Source organism: Kosakonia sp. N21 (genome assembly GCF_050587465.1).
GTDB lineage: Bacteria > Pseudomonadota > Gammaproteobacteria > Enterobacterales > Enterobacteriaceae.
This window is the reverse complement of sequence record NZ_JBOBHR010000005.1, coordinates 278910-297926: the sequence shown is the minus strand read 5'-3', so window position 1 is coordinate 297926 and position 19017 is coordinate 278910. Positions and strand designations below refer to the sequence as shown.

Genomic DNA, 19017 nt, shown 5'->3' with positions numbered 1-19017 from the left:
TAATCGGCAGGCTGGCTGATGATCTTTAACGCAAATTAACGGGGGAATTTCGCGGTGCGCTAAAAAATGCCCTTCCGGCGTGAAATCCGCACGCAGCGGAAGGGGAAGAGAGTAAAACGTTACACGTTACAAAGAGCCTCTCTCACCCTATGCTAAACGCGGGGAAATGCTATAAGCATTAGTTTCTTTATTAGATACACCTGCAAACGTAAATTTACTAATAAAAATGACGCTAAACGGAGGCGTAATGGGGAAGGCAAAAGACGATGTGTTATATGAGGAAATGTGTCGGGTGGTGGGTAAAGTGGTACTGGAAATGCGTGACCTCGGGCAGGAGCCTAAACATATCGTGATTGCGGGCCTGGTCAGAACCAGGCTGGCAAACCAAAAGATTAAACGTTCAGCGCTGACTCAGGAAGCGATGGAAGAGGTGATCCGCGCCTTAGGTTATCAGGCCTGAGGCGATCTGAAAAAGGCACGCTTGACGCGTGCCTTTTTGAGTCAGTTTTTGGTTAATGGCGTTTTTTATGACGGCCGGGAAGGTTCCTGGACGACTTCATGCTGTAGTGCTTATAAAACGAAAATATAATGATCGCGACCAGCGCGATAACAAGAACCGGATATATTATTTCCATTCTTTATCAGTAAGTTAGGCGTTGATGATAGCCACCCATGCTGGCTGTCTGGCAGTCAGTGGGATAGCGCCTTAAAATCAGATAAACCTCAGATTACATAAACGATTTTTAAAATGCCCTTTCATTCTGATTGCCAGAATTCACAGCAACACACTTCAATTTCACCTGGAATTGTCATTGTTGTAAATATGTAATCTTCTCTGCCGCGGATAACTTACAAATAAAGCCAGCGGACATCTTCCGTTAACGCTGCGCTAAGCGATGTCACTGTGACCAGGATTATGATTCTGTTCACGCTTTTATGTCACCCCGATGCCGTGTACTATTGAGTGGCGTTATCAGCCCGTGAATGCGGGTGCCTGTCGGATTTTTGTACATTCGGAGGCGCACAATTTGCAGAGTGAAGCAAAGAAACACATTTAACGTGCTGATATAAATATATTATTTAGTTTTGTATGTGCTCTTTCGTGTGGGGCACCACTGCAAATAAGGAAATGAAATGCCTGTAATTACGCTTCCTGATGGCAGTCAACGCCATTACGACCATGCTGTAAGCCCAATGGATGTTGCGCTGGATATCGGTCCGGGACTGGCGAAAGCCTGTATCGCCGGGCGTGTAAACGGTGAACTGGTCGATGCTTCTGATGTGAACGACAGCGATGCAAACCTTGCCATCATCACCGCGAAAGATGACGAAGGTCTGGAAATTATCCGCCACTCCTGCGCGCACCTGTTGGGTCACGCCATTAAACAGCTCTGGCCAACCACCAAAATGGCTATCGGTCCGGTTATCGACAATGGTTTTTACTATGACATTGACCTTGACCACACGTTGACCCAGGAAGATATCGACGCGCTCGAAAAGCGTATGCACGAGCTCGCCGAGAGCAACTACGATGTCATCAAGAAAAAAGTGAGCTGGCATGAAGCCCGTGAGACTTTTGTCAAACGCGGCGAAAGCTACAAAGTCTCCATCCTCGATGAGAACATCGCGCATGATGACAAGCCGGGCTTGTATCATCACCAGGAATACATCGACATGTGCCGCGGTCCGCATGTGCCGAATATGCGTTTTTGCCATCACTTTAAACTGATGAAAATCGCGGGCGCTTACTGGCGCGGCGATAGCAATAACAAAATGCTGCAGCGTATTTACGGCACCGCGTGGGCAGATAAAAAAGCACTGAATGCTTATCTGCAACGCCTGGAAGAGGCCGCTAAACGCGACCACCGTAAAATCGGTAAACAGCTCGACCTGTACCATATGCAGGAAGAAGCGCCGGGTATGGTCTTCTGGCATAACGATGGTTGGACTATCTTCCGTGAGCTGGAAACGTTCGTACGCTCCAAGCTGAAAGAGTACCAGTATCAGGAAGTGAAAGGCCCGTTCATGATGGACCGTGTGCTGTGGGAAAAAACCGGGCACTGGGACAACTATAAAGATGCCATGTTTACGACATCTTCCGAGAACCGTGAGTACTGCATCAAGCCGATGAACTGCCCGGGACACGTACAGATCTTTAACCAGGGTCTGAAGTCCTACCGCGATCTGCCGCTGCGTATGGCAGAGTTCGGTAGCTGTCATCGTAACGAGCCATCAGGCGCGCTGCACGGGTTGATGCGTGTTCGCGGCTTTACGCAGGACGATGCGCATATCTTCTGTACGGAAGAGCAGGTTCGCGATGAAGTGAACGCGTGCATCCGTTTAGTCTATGATATGTACAGCACTTTTGGTTTCGAAAAAATCGTCGTCAAACTGTCAACGCGTCCTGAAAAACGCATTGGTAGCGATGAAATGTGGGACCGTGCGGAAGCGGATCTGGCGGTTGCGCTGGAAGAAAACAACATCCCGTTTGAATTCCAACTGGGTGAAGGTGCTTTCTACGGCCCGAAAATTGAATTTACACTGTATGACTGCCTCGATCGTGCATGGCAGTGCGGAACAGTACAGCTCGACTTCTCTCTGCCGTCTCGTCTGAGCGCCTCCTATGTGGGCGAAAACAACGAACGTCAGGTGCCGGTTATGATTCACCGTGCAATTCTTGGTTCACTGGAGCGCTTTATCGGCATCCTGACCGAAGAGTTTGCCGGTTTCTTCCCGACATGGCTTGCCCCGGTGCAGGTTGTCGTGATGAACATTACCGATTCTCAGGCTGAATACGTTAACGAATTGACGCGTAAACTGCAAAATGCGGGCATTCGTGTAAAAGCAGACTTGAGAAACGAGAAGATTGGCTTTAAAATCCGCGAGCACACTTTACGTCGTGTCCCTTATATGCTGGTTTGTGGTGATAAAGAGGTTGAAGCCGGTAAAGTTGCCGTGCGTACCCGTCGTGGTAAAGACCTGGGTAGCCTTGACGTAAATGAAGTTATCGAGAAGCTGCAACATGAGATTCGCAGCCGCAGTCTTCAACAACTGGAGGAATAAGGTATTAAAGGCGGAAAACGAGTTCAAACGGCGCGTCCCAATCGTATCAATGGCGAGATTCGTGCCCTGGAAGTTCGCTTAACAGGTCTGGAAGGCGAGCAGCTTGGTATTGTGAGTCTGAGAGAAGCTCTGGAAAAAGCTGAAGAAGCCGGGGTAGATTTAGTTGAAATCAGCCCTAACGCCGAGCCGCCCGTTTGCCGTATAATGGATTACGGCAAGTTCCTCTATGAAAAGAGCAAATCTTCTAAGGAACAGAAGAAGAAGCAGAAAGTTATTCAGGTTAAGGAAATTAAATTCCGACCTGGTACAGATGAAGGCGACTATCAGGTAAAACTCCGCAGCCTGATTCGCTTTCTCGAAGAGGGCGATAAGGCCAAGATCACGCTGCGTTTCCGCGGTCGTGAGATGGCCCACCAACAGATCGGTATGGAAGTGCTTAATCGCGTGAAAGACGATCTGAATGAACTGGCAGTGGTCGAATCCTTCCCTACGAAGATCGAAGGCCGCCAGATGATTATGGTGCTTGCTCCGAAGAAGAAACAGTAAGGCTATCAAGTAATTAAACCTGTGGGCCACAAGCCTGCGGGTTTAGTTCGCCTATGTTTCGTTTATTAACAATGCGAAGTGGAAGTTAAAAAATGCCAAAAATCAAGACCGTACGCGGTGCTGCGAAGCGTTTTAAAAAAACCGGTAAAGGTGGTTTTAAACACAAGCACGCTAACCTGCGTCATATTCTGACCAAAAAAGCTACCAAGCGTAAACGTCACCTGCGTCCGAAAGCCATGGTTTCCAAAGGCGATCTGGGCCTGGTAATCGCGTGCCTGCCGTACGCATAAGTCGTTAACCTTTAACTTTTTAATTAGAATATAGATACAGGAGAGAGCCATGGCTCGCGTAAAACGTGGTGTGATTGCACGTGCACGTCATAAGAAAATTTTGAAACAAGCTAAAGGTTACTACGGCGCGCGTTCTCGCGTTTACCGTGTTGCCTTCCAGGCTGTTATCAAAGCTGGTCAGTACGCTTATCGTGACCGTCGTCAGAAAAAGCGTCAGTTCCGTCAACTGTGGATTGCACGTATCAACGCAGCAGCACGTCAGAACGGTATTTCTTACAGCAAATTCATCAACGGCCTGAAAAAAGCCTCTGTTGAAATCGACCGTAAGATCCTGGCTGACATCGCCGTATTCGACAAAGTGGCATTCACTGCCCTGGTTGAAAAAGCGAAAGCAGCTCTGGCGTAAGCCAGTTTAAGAGAGGGAGCCTGGCTCCCTCTTTTGCTTTAACATTATCAATGCATTGACATTTCGCCGTGATACGCTTTCAATAAGCCATCACAGCTCACTTACCCGGTTAAGGTAACGCAAGCATGAATGCTGCTATTTTCCGCTTCTTTTTTTACTTTAGCACCTGAACTCAGGAGGCTAGCGCGTGAAAGAAGAAACGGAAAACAGCGCCAGAAAGCCTCCCTTGTGGAGGCTTTTTTTGTATCTGCCGCGTGTAAATATCGTCATATAACGAGGAAAACCATGTCACATCTCGCAGAGCTGGTTGCCGGTGCGAAGGCAGCCATTAACGATGCCCAGGATGTCGCCGCGCTGGACAACGTTCGCGTCGAATATCTGGGTAAGAAAGGGCATCTGACCCTCCAAATGACCACCCTGCGTGAGCTGCCGCCGGAAGAGCGCCCGGCTGCCGGGGCCGTGATCAATGAAGCAAAGGAGCAGGTTCAGCAGGCGTTGAACGCCCGTAAAACCGATCTCGAAAATGCAGCGCTGAACGCGCGTCTGGCGGCGGAAACCATTGATGTTTCTCTGCCAGGGCGTCGTATCGAAAATGGCGGCCTGCACCCGGTTACCCGTACTATTGACCGCATTGAAAGTTTCTTCGGTGAGCTCGGCTTTACCGTCGCGACAGGTCCGGAAATCGAAGACGATTACCACAACTTCGACGCCCTGAACATTCCGGGCCATCACCCAGCGCGTGCTGACCACGACACTTTCTGGTTCGATGCGACCCGCTTGCTGCGCACCCAGACCTCTGGCGTGCAGATCCGCACCATGGAAAACCAGCAGCCGCCGATCCGCATTATCGCGCCTGGCCGCGTGTATCGTAACGATTACGATCAGACGCATACCCCGATGTTCCATCAGATGGAAGGTTTGATTGTCGACAAAAACATCAGCTTCACCAACCTGAAGGGCACGCTGCACGACTTCCTGCGTAACTTCTTTGAAGAAGATCTGCAGATTCGTTTCCGTCCGTCCTATTTCCCGTTTACTGAACCGTCTGCGGAAGTGGATGTGATGGGTAAAAACGGCAAATGGCTGGAAGTTCTGGGCTGCGGTATGGTGCACCCGAACGTGCTGCGCAATGTTGGCATTGATCCGGAAGTCTACTCCGGCTTTGCATTTGGTATGGGGATGGAGCGTCTTACCATGCTGCGCTACGGCGTGACAGATTTGCGCGCATTCTTCGAAAACGATTTGCGTTTCCTCAAACAGTTTAAATAAAGGCAGGCAAAACAATGAAATTCAGTGAACTGTGGTTACGCGAATGGGTCAATCCGGCCATTGATAGCGAAGCGTTGTCGGGCCAAATCACGATGGCAGGCCTCGAAGTAGACGGTGTTGAGCCGGTTGCCGGGCCGTTTCACGGCGTCGTCGTAGGCGAAGTGATGGCGTGCGCTCAGCATCCAAATGCTGACAAATTGCGCGTAACAAAAGTCAATGTTGGCGGCGATCGTCTGCTGGACATCGTCTGCGGCGCGCCAAACTGCCGTCTGGGGCTGAAAGTAGCCGTTGCAACCGTCGGCGCGGTGTTGCCGGGTGATTTCAAAATCAAAGCGGCAAAACTGCGTGGTGAGCCGTCAGAAGGCATGCTGTGCTCCTTCTCTGAGCTGGGTATTTCTGACGATCACAGCGGCATTATCGAGCTGCCGGCGGATGCGCCGATTGGCACCGATATTCGTGAATACCTGAAACTCGATGATAACACCATCGAAATCAGCGTGACGCCGAACCGTGCTGACTGCCTTGGTATTATTGGCGTGGCGCGCGATGTGGCGGTACTGAACAAATCGCCGCTGGTAGCACCTGAGATTGCGCCGGTTGCTGCAACAATCGACGACACGCTGCCGATTACGGTAGAGGCTGCTGACGCCTGCCCGCGCTACCTCGGTCGCGTGGTGAAGGGCATTAACGTGAAAGCGCCAACGCCGCTGTGGATGAAAGAGAAACTGCGTCGCTGCGGGATTCGTTCTATCGATGCGGTGGTGGACGTCACCAACTACGTTCTGCTTGAGCTGGGTCAGCCGATGCACGCCTTCGACCGCGATCGTCTGGACGGCGGCATCGTGGTGCGTATGGCAAAAGAGGGTGAAACGCTGGTCCTGTTGGATGGTAGCGAAGCCAAACTGCATGCCGATACGCTGGTCATTGCCGATCACAACAAAGCGCTGGCGATGGGCGGTATTTTCGGCGGTGAGCACTCCGGTGTGAACGATGAAACGCAGAATGTTCTGCTGGAATGCGCTTTCTTCAATCCGCTCTCTATTACCGGCCGCGCACGTCGCCATGGTTTGCACACGGATGCGTCCCATCGCTATGAGCGTGGTGTTGATCCGCAACTGCAGTACAAAGCGATAGAACGTGCAACCCGCTTGTTGCTCGACATCTGTGGTGGTGAAGCAGGTCCGGTCATTGATGTGACCAACGAAGCAACCTTGCCGAAACGTGCGACCATCCGCTTGCGTCGCAGCAAACTGGATCGCCTGATTGGTCATCACATTGCCGATGAGCAAGTGAGCGACATTCTGAACCGCCTGGGCTGCGAAGTGACTGAAGGCCAGGATGAGTGGTTGGCCGTCGCGCCGAGCTGGCGTTTCGATATGGAAATCGAAGAAGATCTGGTAGAAGAAGTGGCGCGTGTGTACGGCTACAACAATATTCCGGATGAGCCGGTGCAGGCTGGCCTGATCATGGGTGAGCACCGCGAAGCGAATCTATCACTTAAGCGCGTGAGAACGCTGCTGAACGATAAAGGCTACCAGGAAGTGATCACCTACAGTTTCGTCGACCCGAAACTGCAACAGCTGATCCATCCGGGTGAGGAGGCCCTGATCCTGCCGAGCCCGATCTCCAGCGAAATGTCGGCTATGCGCTTGTCACTGTGGACCGGTCTGCTGGGCACTATCGTCTACAACCAGAACCGTCAGCAGAGCCGCGTGCGCATTTTTGAAACCGGTTTGCGTTTTGTTCCTGATACTCAGGCAAACCTCGGCATCCGCCAGGATGTGATGCTGGCAGGCGCAATTTGCGGTAATCGTTACGAAGAGCACTGGGATCTGGCGAAAGGCAGCGTTGATTTCTTCGATCTGAAAGGCGATCTGGAGTCTGTTCTGGAGCTGACGGGCAAATTATCGGCGATTGAGTTCCGCGCAGAAGCGAATCCGGCATTGCATCCGGGGCAGTCCGCCGCGATTTATCTGAAAGATAAACGTATTGGTTTCATTGGGGTAGTCCATCCGGAGCTGGAACGTAAGCTCGATCTCAATGGTCGTACGCTGGTGTTTGAACTGGAGTGGAATGCGCTTGCAGACCGCGTGGTTCCTCAGGCTCAGGAGATTTCTCGCTTCCCTGCAAACCGTCGCGATATCGCTGTCGTCGTCGCCGAAAATGTGCCCGCAGCAGATGTTTTGGGCGAATGTAAGAAAGTTGGCGTAAATCAGGTAGTTGGCGTAAACTTATTTGACGTGTACCGCGGTAAGGGTGTAGCGGAAGGGTATAAGAGCCTTGCCATTAGCCTGATCCTTCAGGATACCAGCCGTACACTCGAAGAAGAGGAGATTGCCGCTACCGTTGCCAGATGTGTAGAGGCATTAAAAGAGCGATTCCAGGCATCATTGAGGGATTGAACCTATGGCGCTTACAAAAGCTGAAATGTCAGAATATCTGTTTGATAAGCTAGGGCTTAGCAAGCGGGACGCAAAAGAGCTGGTAGAGCTGTTTTTCGAAGAGATCCGTCGTGCTCTGGAAAACGGTGAGCAGGTAAAACTCTCCGGCTTTGGCAACTTCGATTTGCGCGACAAAAATCAACGTCCGGGACGTAACCCGAAAACGGGCGAGGATATTCCCATTACAGCCCGGCGCGTGGTGACCTTCAGACCCGGCCAGAAGTTAAAAAGCCGTGTCGAAAACGCTTCGCCCAAAGCTGAGTGATATGAACTAATTAAAAAGGCCGCCATGCGGCCTTTTTTCTTTTCAGCACGCCCTATCAACCTTAGAATCAGTCACCTGACTGACGGGTTTAACGGAAAACATGCTGGCATACGCTCATCACCAACAGCAACGCAACCGCCGCTGGCTGTGCGGATTATCGCTGCTTTTACTGCTCGCGCTCGTTTTCAGCCTTTGCGCGGGTGAACAATGGATAGCGCCCAACGCCTGGTTCACCCCCAGAGGGCAACTCTTCGTCTGGCAAATTCGTCTGCCGCGCACATTGGCGGTACTGTTGGTCGGTGCGGCGCTGGCGCTCTCCGGCGCTGTTATGCAGGCATTATTTGAAAACCCGCTGGCTGAACCGGGTCTGCTGGGCGTCTCCAGCGGCGCCGGTGTTGGCCTGATTGCCGCCGTACTGCTCGGTGGCGGCATGCTGCCCACCTGGGCGTTGGGTGTCTGCGCTATCGCTGGCGCGCTTATCGTCACGCTTATCCTGCTGCGTTTTGCACGCAGACATCTTTCCACCAGTCGGTTGTTACTGGCCGGTGTCGCACTTGGCATTATTTGCACAGCATTAACCACCTGGGCGGTCTATTTTTCAACCTCGTTCGATTTACGCCAGTTAATGTACTGGATGATGGGCGGTTTTGGCGGCGTTGACTGGCAACAGAGCTGGCTGATGATTGCGCTGCTGCCCGTTATGGGGTGGATCTGCCTGCAGTCGGCGCCGCTTAACGTGCTGGCGCTGGGTGACATATCGGCACGACAACTGGGGTTGCCATTATGGTTATGGCGCAACGTATTGGTGGTCGCCACGGGCTGGATGGTGGGCGTCAGCGTCGCGCTTGCCGGTGCGATAGGTTTTATCGGCCTGGTGATCCCCCATATCTTACGGTTATGCGGTCTGACCGATCACCGGGTGCTGCTGCCCGCCTGCGCATTGACTGGCGCATCGGCGCTGCTCTTTGCCGATATTGTCGCCCGTCTTGCCTTAAGCGCCGCCGAGTTACCGATAGGCGTCGTAACCGCCACGCTGGGCGCGCCGGTGTTTATCTGGCTATTATTAAAAGTTGGGCGTTAAGCCTGACAACCACAACATCAACAAAGGGTACGCTATGCAACAGGATATTCTGAATACTGAAGTCACGACCATTGATGGTGAACACACCACGCTCGAAAGTTACCGCGGCAATGTGCTGCTGGTGGTGAACGTTGCCTCGAAATGTGGACTGACGCCGCAGTATGAGCAACTGGAAAATATCCAGAAAACGTTGAGTGACGAGGGTTTCAGCGTGCTCGGCTTCCCCTGTAACCAGTTCCTCGGCCAGGAGCCTGGCTCCGAAGAAGAGATCAAAACGTTCTGCAGCACCACATATGGCGTGACGTTTCCGATGTTCAGCAAAATTGAGGTCAACGGTGAAGCGCGCCATCCGCTCTACAAAAAGTTGATTGCTGCAGCGCCTGTGGCTGTTGCGCCTGAAGGCAGTGGATTCTATGAGCGTATGGAAAGTAAAGGGCGCGCGCCGAAGGAGCCGGGCGACATTTTGTGGAACTTCGAAAAATTCCTCATCGGTCGCGATGGTCAACTGATCCAACGTTTCTCGCCGGATATGACACCGGAAGACCCGGTCTTGCAGGCCGCCATTAAATACGCGCTGGCGAAATAATACCGATGCTGTTGCAACTGCAGGATGTGGGCGCTGCCGGGCGACTGGGGCCGATAACGGCAACCATTGGTCGCGGGGAGATCCTGCATCTGGTAGGGCCTAACGGTGCTGGAAAGAGCACTTTATTGACCCGCCTTGCGGGATTGTCTGGTGGACAGGGGTGCGTGCTGTTCGATGGACAGCCGCTGGAACGCTGGCCTGCGTCGCAACTGGCGCGCCATCGCGCTTATCTTGCCCAGCAGCAAACGCCGCCTTTTGCCATGCCTGTCTGGCATTACCTGTCGTTGCATCAGCCCGCTGGCGCGCAAAGCGCCATATTGCTGGAGATAGCCGGGAAACTGGGGTTGAGCGACAAACTGGAACGGGCGGTGAATCAGCTTTCCGGCGGAGAATGGCAACGTGTGCGTCTTGCCGCCGTGATATTGCAAATCCACCCGGGCGGTAATCCGTCCGGGCAGCTTCTGTTGCTGGATGAGCCGATGAATGGCCTCGACATTGCACAACAAGCCGCGCTGGATAAGCTGCTCTGCGGACTGGTGGCGGCAGGCATTACGCTGGTGATGAGTAGTCATGACCTTAACCACACATTACGGCATACCCACCAGGCATGGTTGTTGAACAGCGGTAAGCTGATTGCCAGCGGTGCAGGGCAGGATGTATTAGTGCCATCAATGCTTGAGGCGGCCTACGGCGTGCCCTTCCGACGGCTGGAAATCGAAGGCCATTCGATGCTGATCCCCGTGACGTGACGAAAACGTGACTTGCCACACATTGGACTCCCACGGTAGATTATTCCGAGAAAAAGAAAGAATGAGGCTTGATCCAGAATGCGTATCTGGTTTCTTGTGGCCGCAGCGCTATTCCTTGCAGGATGTAGTTCGCATCGCGCACCGCCACCTAACCCGAGATTGTCCGATTCGATTACCGTTATTGCTAACCTGAATGATCAGCTTAGCGAATGGAACGGTACGCCATATCGCTATGGTGGAACCAGTCGTTCGGGTATTGACTGCTCTGGCTTCGTGATGATGACATTCCGCGATAAGTTCGCTCTCCAGCTCCCGCGCGAAACGCGTCAGCAGGCGGAAATTGGCACCAGGATCGATAAAGACGATTTGCTGCCCGGCGACCTGGTGTTCTTTAAAACCGGTTCCGGCGAAAATGGGTTGCATGTTGGCATTTATGATACCGATCACGCGTTTATTCATGCATCGACCAGTCGGGGAGTGATGCGTTCCTCTCTTGATAATGTTTACTGGCGGAAGAATTTCTGGCAGGCGCGGCGGATTTGAGTTATCGCTCGTTCGTTTTGTGCCTGGTAAAGAGAGAGAAGGTGCGCAAGCAATCTGAGCAATCGCTTCTCTTTTGTTTTTGAACATTCGCGTTTATTAAACCAGGATGTTTCCGCTAATTAATATTTATAATATTAATTAATTTTGTCGTACACTGGGCTCTGGAAACGCGGGTTATTAGTTTTTAACCCGCTAAAAGTTAATAGGGATTAAGGAGAATCTGAATATTAAATGGAAAAAAATGAAGTTAATCTCATTAAAATCAACAAATTTGAATTATGTTTACCTGGGTTTAAGAATGCCGGACATCACCCTTAATGCGGGACTGGCACAATGATTGTATCGCTGGATGACACATATCGCTCCGAGCTTTTATTACTGCCTGCGAAAAATGGTAACGGAATGCTTCAGGGGCTGGAAATTATTGTTAACTTTGTGGGGAGCGACAGTACTGTCCGCGCCCCTACAGAGCTGGTCCTGCCACGCCTGACGGCAGACGAAACGCTGGCGCTGTTCGCCGAGCAACTGGCGTTGCTTGAAGCCTGCCAACTCTTTTTTATACAACATCAGTTAATTGCCTGGATAAATATTTCCCCGCTTATTGTTGATGCCCTGCTGACGGATGAACAACTTGCTGCCTGCGTGGATAAATTCCCTTTCCTGGAATTTACCATCAATGAGAACTATCCCGGTCTGAATATGGGCAAAGAAAATCAGATATTGTCTCTATTGGCGAAACGATATCCGTTAGTGTTGGCAAATTTTGGTTCTGGCGCCGCGTCGACCAAAGCCATTTTCGATGGCCTGTTTAAAGGTGTGGCGTTAGATAAAAACTTCGTTCATCAACGATTATCTTCCCGCTCATTTGAGCCATTTATGCGGGCGATCGTTTCGCAAATTGAACCTTACTGTCGTTCGATTATGATTACCGGTATTGATAATGAGTTTGCGTTAAAAAAGGCCATTCCCTTCCAGTTTAGCGCCATGCAAGGCGCATTGTGGCCAGCGGTGACCGTATCGATGATCACGTCGCTGGTACATCCATAGCCCTGCTTTTCCCCCGTGTTTAATCGTCGCTGAAGGCACTACACTAAAAGCAGGAGGAACCATGACCCTGTCTTTTACTACCCGCTGGCGCGACGAGTTGCCAGAATTTTATAGCGCGCTGTCACCGACGCCGCTTGATAACACGCGATTGATCTGGCGCAACGCACCGCTGGCGCACGAGCTGGGCGTACCGGATGCGCTTTTCCATCCTGTTTCCGGGGCGGGCGTCTGGGGCGGCGAAACGCTGCTACCGGGCATGTCGCCACTGGCACAAGTCTATAGCGGACATCAATTCGGTGTCTGGGCCGGGCAACTGGGCGACGGGCGCGGCATCCTGCTCGGAGAGCAGCAACTGCAGGATGGCACCACCCGCGACTGGCATTTGAAAGGGGCAGGCCTGACACCCTATTCACGCATGGGCGACGGCCGTGCGGTATTGCGTTCGACAATCCGTGAGAGCCTGGCATCGGAGGCGATGCATTACCTCGGTATTCCCACTACGCGCGCGCTCAGTATCGTGACCAGCGAGACACCGGTGATGCGTGAGCGACGGGAATCGGGCGCGATGCTGATGCGCATTGCCGAAAGTCACGTGCGTTTTGGCCATTTTGAGCACTTCTACTATCGCCGTGAGCCGCAAAAAGTGCAGCAACTGGCGGATTTCGTGATCCGCCATCACTGGCCAGCATTACAAGATGAAGGTGATAAATATGTTGTCTGGTTCCGTGACGTCGTGCGGCGTACGGCGACGCTGATTGCCCGCTGGCAGGCGGTGGGTTTTGCCCATGGCGTGATGAATACGGATAACATGTCGATCCTCGGACTGACGATTGACTATGGTCCGTTTGGCTTTCTGGATGATTACCAGCCGGGCTTTATCTGCAATCACTCGGACTATCAGGGGCGTTACAGTTTCGATAATCAGCCCGCCGTTGCGTTGTGGAATCTCCAGCGTCTGGCGCAGTCGCTGTCGCCGTTTATTGCTGTCGAAGCACTGAATGCCGCGCTGGATGAGTATCAGCATGCACTGTTGACGGAGTATGGCGTGTTAATGCGCCGCAAGCTGGGGTTCGTGAGTCAGCAACAAGGCGATAACCTGTTGCTGGATGGGCTGTTCTCATTAATGGCGCGGGAAGGGAGTGATTATACCCGTACTTTCCGCATGCTGAGCCTGACGGAACAGCACAGCGCCAGTTCGCCGCTGCGTGATGAGTTTATCGATCGTGCAGCGTTTGATCGCTGGTTCACGGATTACCGCGCGCGTCTCCAGGCGGAAAACATTGAGGATGCACAGCGGCAACAGCTGATGAAAAGCGCCAATCCGGCAATGGTTTTGCGAAACTGGCTGGCACAACGCGCCATAGAAGCCGCAGAGCAGGGCAATACTGCAGAGCTGGAACAATTGCATGAAGCGCTACGCCAGCCCTTTATCGATCGCCACGATGAGTATGTCAATCGCCCACCGGACTGGGGTAAACGGCTGGAAGTGAGCTGCTCAAGCTAACGGTCTGTTATTTGGTGAGGATGAGCTTTCCTGCGTGGGTCTGGCGTAGCAAATAGTGCTGACCTTTGTGTTCAATAACAACACGCCCTTCGTCGCCCAGCAACTCCTGACTGCTGATGCGGCGATCGGTCGGAATGATGTGGGTGGCATTTTCCTGGGGGGTGACCGGGGGGATCGTCGTGCTATCCATATGCGACATCTCAGCTCAAAGCAAAATTTGTATTAACAATGAGAATCATTATCAATATTCTGGCGTGAGAGGCAAGGGCTGCTTCACTGCTTTGCCGGAGATCCCCCTGGAAAACGTAGGGGGGAAAAGAGGGGGTTCCCGCCGCGAACGGCGGGAGAGGCTCAAAAACGTGTCGCCACCGCGTCAGCCAGCCTGGCGAGCAGGCGTTCACTGTCTTCCCAATTCAGGCAAGGATCGGTAATGGATTGCCCATACACCAGCGGTTGACCACTCACGATTTTTTGTGTCCCTTCTTGCAGGAAACTTTCCGCCATCACGCCTGCAATCGCCGTTGAGCCGTTACGGATCTGCGTGCAAATATCGTCGCAGACATCCAGCTGGCGGCGATGCTGTTTCTGGCAGTTGCCATGACTGAAGTCCACCACCAGATGTTCCGGCAGATCAAATTCGCGCAACGTATTGCAGGCATTCGCAATGTCTTCGGCATGGTAGTTGGGGTTTTTCCCCCCGCGCATAATGATATGGCCGTACGGATTACCACTGGTCTGGTAGATGGTCATCTGTCCGGTCTTATCCGGCGAGAGGAACATATGGCTGGCGCGCGAGGCACGAATGGCATCCACCGCAATACGGGTATTGCCATCGGTGCCATTTTTGAAGCCTACCGGGCAAGAGAGCGCGGATGCCATTTCCCGGTGGATCTGGCTTTCCGTGGTCCGTGCACCAATGGCTCCCCAACTGATCAGGTCAGCGATAAACTGACCTGTCACCATATCGAGGAACTCTGTCGCCGTAGGGACGCCAAGCTCATTCACCTGCAACAGTAATTTGCGCGCCAGTTCGATGCCGTGATTGACCCGATAGCTGCCGTTAAGATCCGGATCGGAAATCAGCCCTTTCCAGCCCACAACGGTGCGGGGTTTTTCAAAATAGGTGCGCATCACGATTTCCAGATGCGCATGATGTTTTTCCCGTAATGCTTGAAGGCGGCGGGCGTAATCCATTGCCGCGTCAAGGTCGTGGATGGAGCAGGGGCCAATAATGACCAACAGACGGCGATCTTCGCCATTGAGGATTTTTTCGATCCGGCGACGGGACTCTGTTACGTGCTCCGCAACTTCTGCGCTGACAGGGTGCAACTGCGCCAGTTCAAATGGCGTCACCAGCCTGTCGATGCGCGCAGTGCGAAGTTCATCGGTTTTGTTCATCAGAAATCTCAAAAAAGGTGTGCTTCATGGGCAGAAATGCCGGAAGTAATGCGCATCACCTTAAACCAATCCCGGCTTATTACAAGTCTGACTGTGATGCGCATCACATGATTGCCGCATATGATAGCGCACATTGAACTCATGTACTAGCCTGTTAGTACATGCGGCGATTCAGCCCCATAATGTCGAGCATTTTGGTGGCGATCTCTTCCACCGAGTAATTGGTACTGTTGAGACAAGGGATATTGTTCTTGCGGTAAAGCGCTTCCACTTCCTGCACTTCCATCCGACACTGGCGCAATGACGCGTAGCGGCTGTTCTCTCTGCGTTCTTCACGAATCGCGGCCAGACGCTCCGGATTAATGGTCAGACCAAATAATTTGTGTTGCAATGGCTTCAGTGCGGCGGGGAGAATGAGGTTATCCATATCGTCGGCAATAAAAGGATAATTTGCTGCGCGAATACCAAACTGCATTGCCAGATAGAGGCTGGTTGGTGTTTTACCGCAACGGGAAACACCCAGTAAAATCACCTGCGCCTGATCGAGATTACGCAGTGAAATACCATCATCGTGAGCGAGAGTGTAATCAATTGCTGCAATTCGGGCGTCATATTTAGTTAAATTACCTGGATTAAGCCCATGCGTACGATGCGCAATCGGTGTGGGATCGAGTTTTAATTCCTGCTGCAACGGGGCCACCAGCGCCTGCACGATGTCCTGACAAAATCCTTCGCTTTGCAAAATAATAGAGCGAATTTCCGGAATGACGATGGAATAGAACACCAGCGGGCGGTTGCCGGTCTGTTGATAGATAGCATCTATTTGTTCCTTGACGGCTCTGGCGCGGCTTTCGTTTTCCACGAACGGCAGCGTTATGCTGCTGACGGCAACAGGGAACTGTGACATGACCGCATGGCCTAATACTTCGGCGGTGATAGCGGTTCCATCAGAAATATAAAACACGTGGCGATCTACAGAACTGTCCATTTAATCCATCCTGAATATCATGCGTAATTCTCTGAAAGCATAAATTAAAACATCGATATTGCGTATCTCCTTTTTCTCATTTTAAAAAATGAAATGGTGTTTTTGTTTTTAATGAAAAGTACGGTTCAATTTTTTTATTGTTACATGAAAAATAAGGTTTTACTTAAGAATGGCTATTACAGCGGGTGGCAGATTGATGGGAATCTGTCCGAAAAACCAGAAATCGTAATTGCTTACACGATTCACCGTTTTTTCAACGGAATTAATTATGCCAGGATTAATGGGTAGTCTGGTGTTTTACCCATTCATATATCACAAAAGGATTGTTTCGATGTCCAACAATGACTCGTCTCCGCTGGTGCTTTGGTATGACCAACTCGGCATGAATGATGTAGACAGAGTTGGAGGCAAAAATGCCTCCCTTGGTGAGATGATTACTAATCTGTCCGGTGTCGGCGTATCCGTACCGAACGGTTTTGCAACCACCGCCGATGCGTTTAATCAGTTCCTTGAGCAAAGCGGGCTGAACCAACGTATTTATGAACTGCTGGATAAAACGGACATCGATGATGTTTCCGAACTGGCAAAAGCCGGCACGCAGATCCGCCAGTGGGTGGTCGACACGCCGTTCACGCCAGCGCTGGAAAAGGCCGTTCATGATGCTTACGCAACATTGTCGGAAGACGATGCGCAAGCCTCCTTCGCGGTCCGTTCATCGGCCACCGCCGAAGATATGCCGGATGCCTCCTTCGCCGGGCAGCAGGAAACCTTCCTCAATGTGCAAGGCTATGACGCGGTGCTGGTGGCGATTAAGCATGTGTTCGCTTCCCTGTTTAACGATCGCGCCATCTCCTACCGTGTGCATCAGGGCTATGATCACCGCGGTGTGGCGCTGTCTGCTGGCGTCCAGCGGATGGTACGTTCTGACATCGGCTCATCCGGCGTTATGTTCTCCATTGATACCGAATCCGGCTTCGACCAGGTGGTGTTTATCACCTCCGCATGGGGGCTGGGTGAGATGGTGGTGCAGGGTGCGGTTAACCCCGATGAATTCTACGTGCACAAACCAACGCTGGCTGCCAATCGCCCGGCGATTGTCCGCCGCACCATGGGTTCGAAAAAAATCCGCATGATCTATGCGCCGACGCAGGAACATGGCAAGCAGGTGCAAATCGAAGATGTGCCGCAGGGCGATCGCGACCGCTTCTCACTCTCCGACGAGGAAGTGCAGGCGCTGGCGAAACAGGCGGTGCAAATCGAGAAGCACTATGGCCGTCCAATGGATATTGAATGGGCAAAAGATGGTCATACCGGCAAACTGTTTATTGTGCAGGCGCGTCCTGAAACGGTGCGTTCGCGCGGCCAGGTGATGGAACGATATACCCTGCATGCACAGGGAAAAATCGTTTCTGAAGGCCGTGCTATCGGGCATCGCATTGGCGCGGGCACGGTAAAAGTGATCCAGGACATTAGCGAAATGAACCTGATCCAACCGGGCGACGTGCTGGTCACGGACATGACCGACCCGGATTGGGAACCGATCATGAAAAAAGCAGCGGCGATTGTCACCAACCGCGGCGGCCGTACTTGCCATGCCGCGATCATCGCCCGTGAGCTGGGGATCCCGGCGGTAGTGGGTTGCGGTGACGCAACCGAGCGCATCAAGACCGGTGAGAAAGTGACGGTCTCCTGCGCCGAAGGGGATACCGGTTACGTGTATGCCGATCTGCTGGATTTCAGCGTGAAAAGCTCCAGTGTGGACACCATGCCGGACCTGCCGCTGAAGATCATGATGAACGTCGGCAACCCGGATCGCGCCTTTGATTTTGCCTGCCTGCCAAATGAAGGTGTTGGCCTGGCGCGTCTGGAATTTATCATCAACCGTATGATTGGCGTGCACCCGCGTGCGCTGCTGGAGTTTGATGACCAGGAGCCGAAGCTGCAAAGCGAAATCCGCGAGATGATGAAAGGGTTCGATTCGCCGGTTGAGTTCTACGTCGGTCGCCTGACGGAAGGGATTTCCACGCTGGGCGCGGCTTTCTGGCCAAAACGTGTGATTGTGCGTTTGTCCGATTTTAAATCGAATGAATACGCAAACCTTGTTGGCGGCGAACGCTACGAACCGGAAGAAGAGAACCCGATGCTTGGCTTCCGTGGGGCGGGTCGTTATGTTGCCGACAGCTTCCGTGACTGTTTCGCGCTTGAGTGTGAAGCGGTGAAACGCGTGCGTAACGATATGGGGCTGACCAACGTTGAAATCATGATCCCGTTCGTGCGTACCGTTGAACAAGCGAAAGCCGTCGTGGACGAGTTGGCGCGTCAGGGGCTGAAACGCGGCGAGAACGGACTCAAAATCATTATGATGTGTGAGATCCCGTCGAATGCGTTGCTGGCGGAGCAGTTCCTCGAATATTTCGATGGCTTCTCGATTGGTTCCAACGACATGACGCAGCTGACCCTTGGCCTCGATCGTGATTCCGGTGTGGTGTCGGCACTGTTTGACGAGCGCAATGACGCGGTGAAAGCGCTGCTTTCAATGGCCATTCGCGCGGCGAAAAAACAGGGCAAATATGTGGGCATCTGCGGGCAGGGGCCGTCCGACCATGAAGATTTCGCCGCATGGTTGATGGATGAAGGCATTGACAGCCTTTCCCTGAACCCGGATACCGTCGTTCAGACCTGGTTGAGTCTTGCTGAGCTGAAAAAATAACGGCTAAATGAAAATCCCCGACATAACGTCGGGGTTTATTAGTTATTTATTAAATAGTTATGGCATCGTGGGGAGCTAATGGGGTGCCGGACTATGAATAAATGTGAATTAACAGTCTTAAATAATACGAA

The 19017-nt window shown here is 52.3% G+C and carries 19 protein-coding genes and 1 other annotated feature; of the genes, 16 read left to right on the top strand and 3 right to left on the bottom strand.

Annotated features, from left to right (window positions below):
- Positions 1–247: 247 nt before the first annotated feature.
- The 15 genes from fumD to selO all read left to right on the top strand — a co-directional run bounded on the left by fumD (position 248) and on the right by selO (position 13790).
- Entirely contained in the window at positions 248–460 is a 213-nt protein-coding gene (fumD, locus tag ACQ3G7_RS14580; RefSeq protein ID WP_430890346.1) for a fumarate hydratase FumD, read from the top strand.
- Between the two features lie 674 nt (positions 461–1134).
- Positions 1135–3063 (top strand): threonine--tRNA ligase, encoded by a 1929-nt coding sequence (gene thrS, locus ACQ3G7_RS14575; protein ID WP_430890345.1) that lies wholly within the window; start codon positions 1135–1137, stop codon positions 3061–3063.
- A 3-nt stretch (positions 3064–3066) separates the two neighbouring features.
- The gene (infC, locus tag ACQ3G7_RS14570) at positions 3067–3609 is read left to right on the top strand and encodes a translation initiation factor IF-3 (RefSeq protein WP_071532057.1); all 543 of its coding nucleotides are present in this window, start codon (positions 3067–3069) and stop codon (positions 3607–3609) included.
- A 92-nt stretch (positions 3610–3701) separates the two neighbouring features.
- Complete coding sequence (gene rpmI, locus ACQ3G7_RS14565; RefSeq protein WP_001124225.1) at positions 3702–3899, top strand: 50S ribosomal protein L35; 198 nt, start codon at positions 3702–3704, stop codon at positions 3897–3899.
- A 49-nt stretch (positions 3900–3948) separates the two neighbouring features.
- The gene (gene rplT, locus ACQ3G7_RS14560; RefSeq protein ID WP_013366084.1) at positions 3949–4305 is read left to right on the top strand and encodes a 50S ribosomal protein L20; all 357 of its coding nucleotides are present in this window, start codon (positions 3949–3951) and stop codon (positions 4303–4305) included.
- Between the two features lie 120 nt (positions 4306–4425).
- Positions 4426–4550 (top strand) — a sequence feature (Phe leader region).
- Positions 4431–4475: a pheST operon leader peptide PheM gene (gene pheM / locus ACQ3G7_RS14555; protein ID WP_001386830.1), complete on the top strand. Its 45-nt coding sequence runs from the start codon at positions 4431–4433 to the stop codon at positions 4473–4475. (Overlaps the previous feature by 45 nt.)
- Before the next feature lie 40 nt (positions 4551–4590).
- Entirely contained in the window at positions 4591–5574 is a 984-nt protein-coding gene (gene pheS, locus ACQ3G7_RS14550; protein WP_061495084.1) for a phenylalanine--tRNA ligase subunit alpha, read from the top strand.
- 14 nt (positions 5575–5588) lie between these two features.
- Entirely contained in the window at positions 5589–7976 is a 2388-nt protein-coding gene (pheT, locus tag ACQ3G7_RS14545; RefSeq protein ID WP_430890344.1) for a phenylalanine--tRNA ligase subunit beta, read from the top strand.
- 4 nt (positions 7977–7980) lie between these two features.
- The gene (ihfA, locus tag ACQ3G7_RS14540; protein ID WP_006820203.1) at positions 7981–8280 is read left to right on the top strand and encodes an integration host factor subunit alpha; all 300 of its coding nucleotides are present in this window, start codon (positions 7981–7983) and stop codon (positions 8278–8280) included.
- A 100-nt stretch (positions 8281–8380) separates the two neighbouring features.
- Positions 8381–9361: a vitamin B12 ABC transporter permease BtuC gene (gene btuC / locus ACQ3G7_RS14535; protein WP_430890343.1), complete on the top strand. Its 981-nt coding sequence runs from the start codon at positions 8381–8383 to the stop codon at positions 9359–9361.
- Positions 9362–9395: 34 nt separating this feature from the next.
- The gene (locus ACQ3G7_RS14530; RefSeq protein WP_430890342.1) at positions 9396–9947 is read left to right on the top strand and encodes a glutathione peroxidase; all 552 of its coding nucleotides are present in this window, start codon (positions 9396–9398) and stop codon (positions 9945–9947) included.
- Positions 9947–10696 (top strand): vitamin B12 ABC transporter ATP-binding protein BtuD, encoded by a 750-nt coding sequence (gene btuD / locus ACQ3G7_RS14525; protein ID WP_430890448.1) that lies wholly within the window; start codon positions 9947–9949, stop codon positions 10694–10696. The genes ACQ3G7_RS14530 and btuD overlap by 1 nt, the downstream gene beginning before the upstream one ends.
- A 78-nt stretch (positions 10697–10774) precedes the next feature.
- A complete protein-coding gene (locus ACQ3G7_RS14520) occupies positions 10775–11239 on the top strand; it encodes an NlpC/P60 family protein (protein WP_061495093.1) in 465 nt (154 codons plus the stop codon).
- Between the two features lie 333 nt (positions 11240–11572).
- On the top strand, positions 11573–12286 hold the full coding sequence (locus ACQ3G7_RS14515) for an EAL domain-containing protein (protein WP_430890341.1): 714 nt from the start codon (positions 11573–11575) through the stop codon (positions 12284–12286).
- A 61-nt stretch (positions 12287–12347) separates the two neighbouring features.
- The gene (selO, locus tag ACQ3G7_RS14510; protein ID WP_430890340.1) at positions 12348–13790 is read left to right on the top strand and encodes a protein adenylyltransferase SelO; all 1443 of its coding nucleotides are present in this window, start codon (positions 12348–12350) and stop codon (positions 13788–13790) included.
- 7 nt (positions 13791–13797) lie between these two features.
- Here the strand turns inward: selO and hemP are convergent, their stop codons facing one another.
- The 3 genes from hemP to ppsR all read right to left on the bottom strand — a co-directional run bounded on the left by hemP (position 13798) and on the right by ppsR (position 16176).
- Positions 13798–13989 carry a hemin uptake protein HemP gene (gene hemP / locus ACQ3G7_RS14505; RefSeq protein WP_430890339.1) on the bottom strand — a complete coding sequence of 64 codons (192 nt, stop codon included), beginning with the start codon at positions 13987–13989 and terminating at the stop codon, positions 13798–13800.
- 152 nt (positions 13990–14141) lie between these two features.
- Positions 14142–15188 carry a 3-deoxy-7-phosphoheptulonate synthase AroH gene (gene aroH, locus ACQ3G7_RS14500; RefSeq protein ID WP_430890338.1) on the bottom strand — a complete coding sequence of 349 codons (1047 nt, stop codon included), beginning with the start codon at positions 15186–15188 and terminating at the stop codon, positions 14142–14144.
- Between the two features lie 154 nt (positions 15189–15342).
- Positions 15343–16176 (bottom strand): posphoenolpyruvate synthetase regulatory kinase/phosphorylase PpsR, encoded by an 834-nt coding sequence (gene ppsR, locus ACQ3G7_RS14495; RefSeq protein WP_430890337.1) that lies wholly within the window; start codon positions 16174–16176, stop codon positions 15343–15345.
- A 331-nt stretch (positions 16177–16507) separates the two neighbouring features.
- On the opposite strand from ppsR, the gene ppsA reads away from it, so the two are divergent.
- Positions 16508–18886 carry a phosphoenolpyruvate synthase gene (gene ppsA / locus ACQ3G7_RS14490; protein WP_430890336.1) on the top strand — a complete coding sequence of 793 codons (2379 nt, stop codon included), beginning with the start codon at positions 16508–16510 and terminating at the stop codon, positions 18884–18886.
- Positions 18887–19017 lie beyond the last annotated feature (131 nt).

What these genes read in the sequence shown, in the direction of transcription:
- fumD (WP_430890346.1), top strand. Translation starts at nt 248, where the DNA reads ATGGGGAAGGCAAAAGACGATGTGTTATATGAGGAAATGTGTCGGGTG.
- pheS (WP_061495084.1), top strand. Translation starts at nt 4,591, where the DNA reads ATGTCACATCTCGCAGAGCTGGTTGCCGGTGCGAAGGCAGCCATTAAC.
- ppsR (WP_430890337.1), bottom strand. Translation starts at nt 16,176, where the DNA reads ATGGACAGTTCTGTAGATCGCCACGTGTTTTATATTTCTGATGGAACC.
- aroH (WP_430890338.1), bottom strand. Translation starts at nt 15,188, where the DNA reads ATGAACAAAACCGATGAACTTCGCACTGCGCGCATCGACAGGCTGGTG.
- btuC (WP_430890343.1), top strand. Translation starts at nt 8,381, where the DNA reads ATGCTGGCATACGCTCATCACCAACAGCAACGCAACCGCCGCTGGCTG.
- ihfA (WP_006820203.1), top strand. Translation starts at nt 7,981, where the DNA reads ATGGCGCTTACAAAAGCTGAAATGTCAGAATATCTGTTTGATAAGCTA.
- ACQ3G7_RS14515 (WP_430890341.1), top strand. Translation starts at nt 11,573, where the DNA reads ATGATTGTATCGCTGGATGACACATATCGCTCCGAGCTTTTATTACTG.
- hemP (WP_430890339.1), bottom strand. Translation starts at nt 13,989, where the DNA reads ATGTCGCATATGGATAGCACGACGATCCCCCCGGTCACCCCCCAGGAA.
- selO (WP_430890340.1), top strand. Translation starts at nt 12,348, where the DNA reads ATGACCCTGTCTTTTACTACCCGCTGGCGCGACGAGTTGCCAGAATTT.
- ACQ3G7_RS14530 (WP_430890342.1), top strand. Translation starts at nt 9,396, where the DNA reads ATGCAACAGGATATTCTGAATACTGAAGTCACGACCATTGATGGTGAA.
- pheT (WP_430890344.1), top strand. Translation starts at nt 5,589, where the DNA reads ATGAAATTCAGTGAACTGTGGTTACGCGAATGGGTCAATCCGGCCATT.
- rpmI (WP_001124225.1), top strand. Translation starts at nt 3,702, where the DNA reads ATGCCAAAAATCAAGACCGTACGCGGTGCTGCGAAGCGTTTTAAAAAA.
- ACQ3G7_RS14520 (WP_061495093.1), top strand. Translation starts at nt 10,775, where the DNA reads ATGCGTATCTGGTTTCTTGTGGCCGCAGCGCTATTCCTTGCAGGATGT.
- ppsA (WP_430890336.1), top strand. Translation starts at nt 16,508, where the DNA reads ATGTCCAACAATGACTCGTCTCCGCTGGTGCTTTGGTATGACCAACTC.
- thrS (WP_430890345.1), top strand. Translation starts at nt 1,135, where the DNA reads ATGCCTGTAATTACGCTTCCTGATGGCAGTCAACGCCATTACGACCAT.
- rplT (WP_013366084.1), top strand. Translation starts at nt 3,949, where the DNA reads ATGGCTCGCGTAAAACGTGGTGTGATTGCACGTGCACGTCATAAGAAA.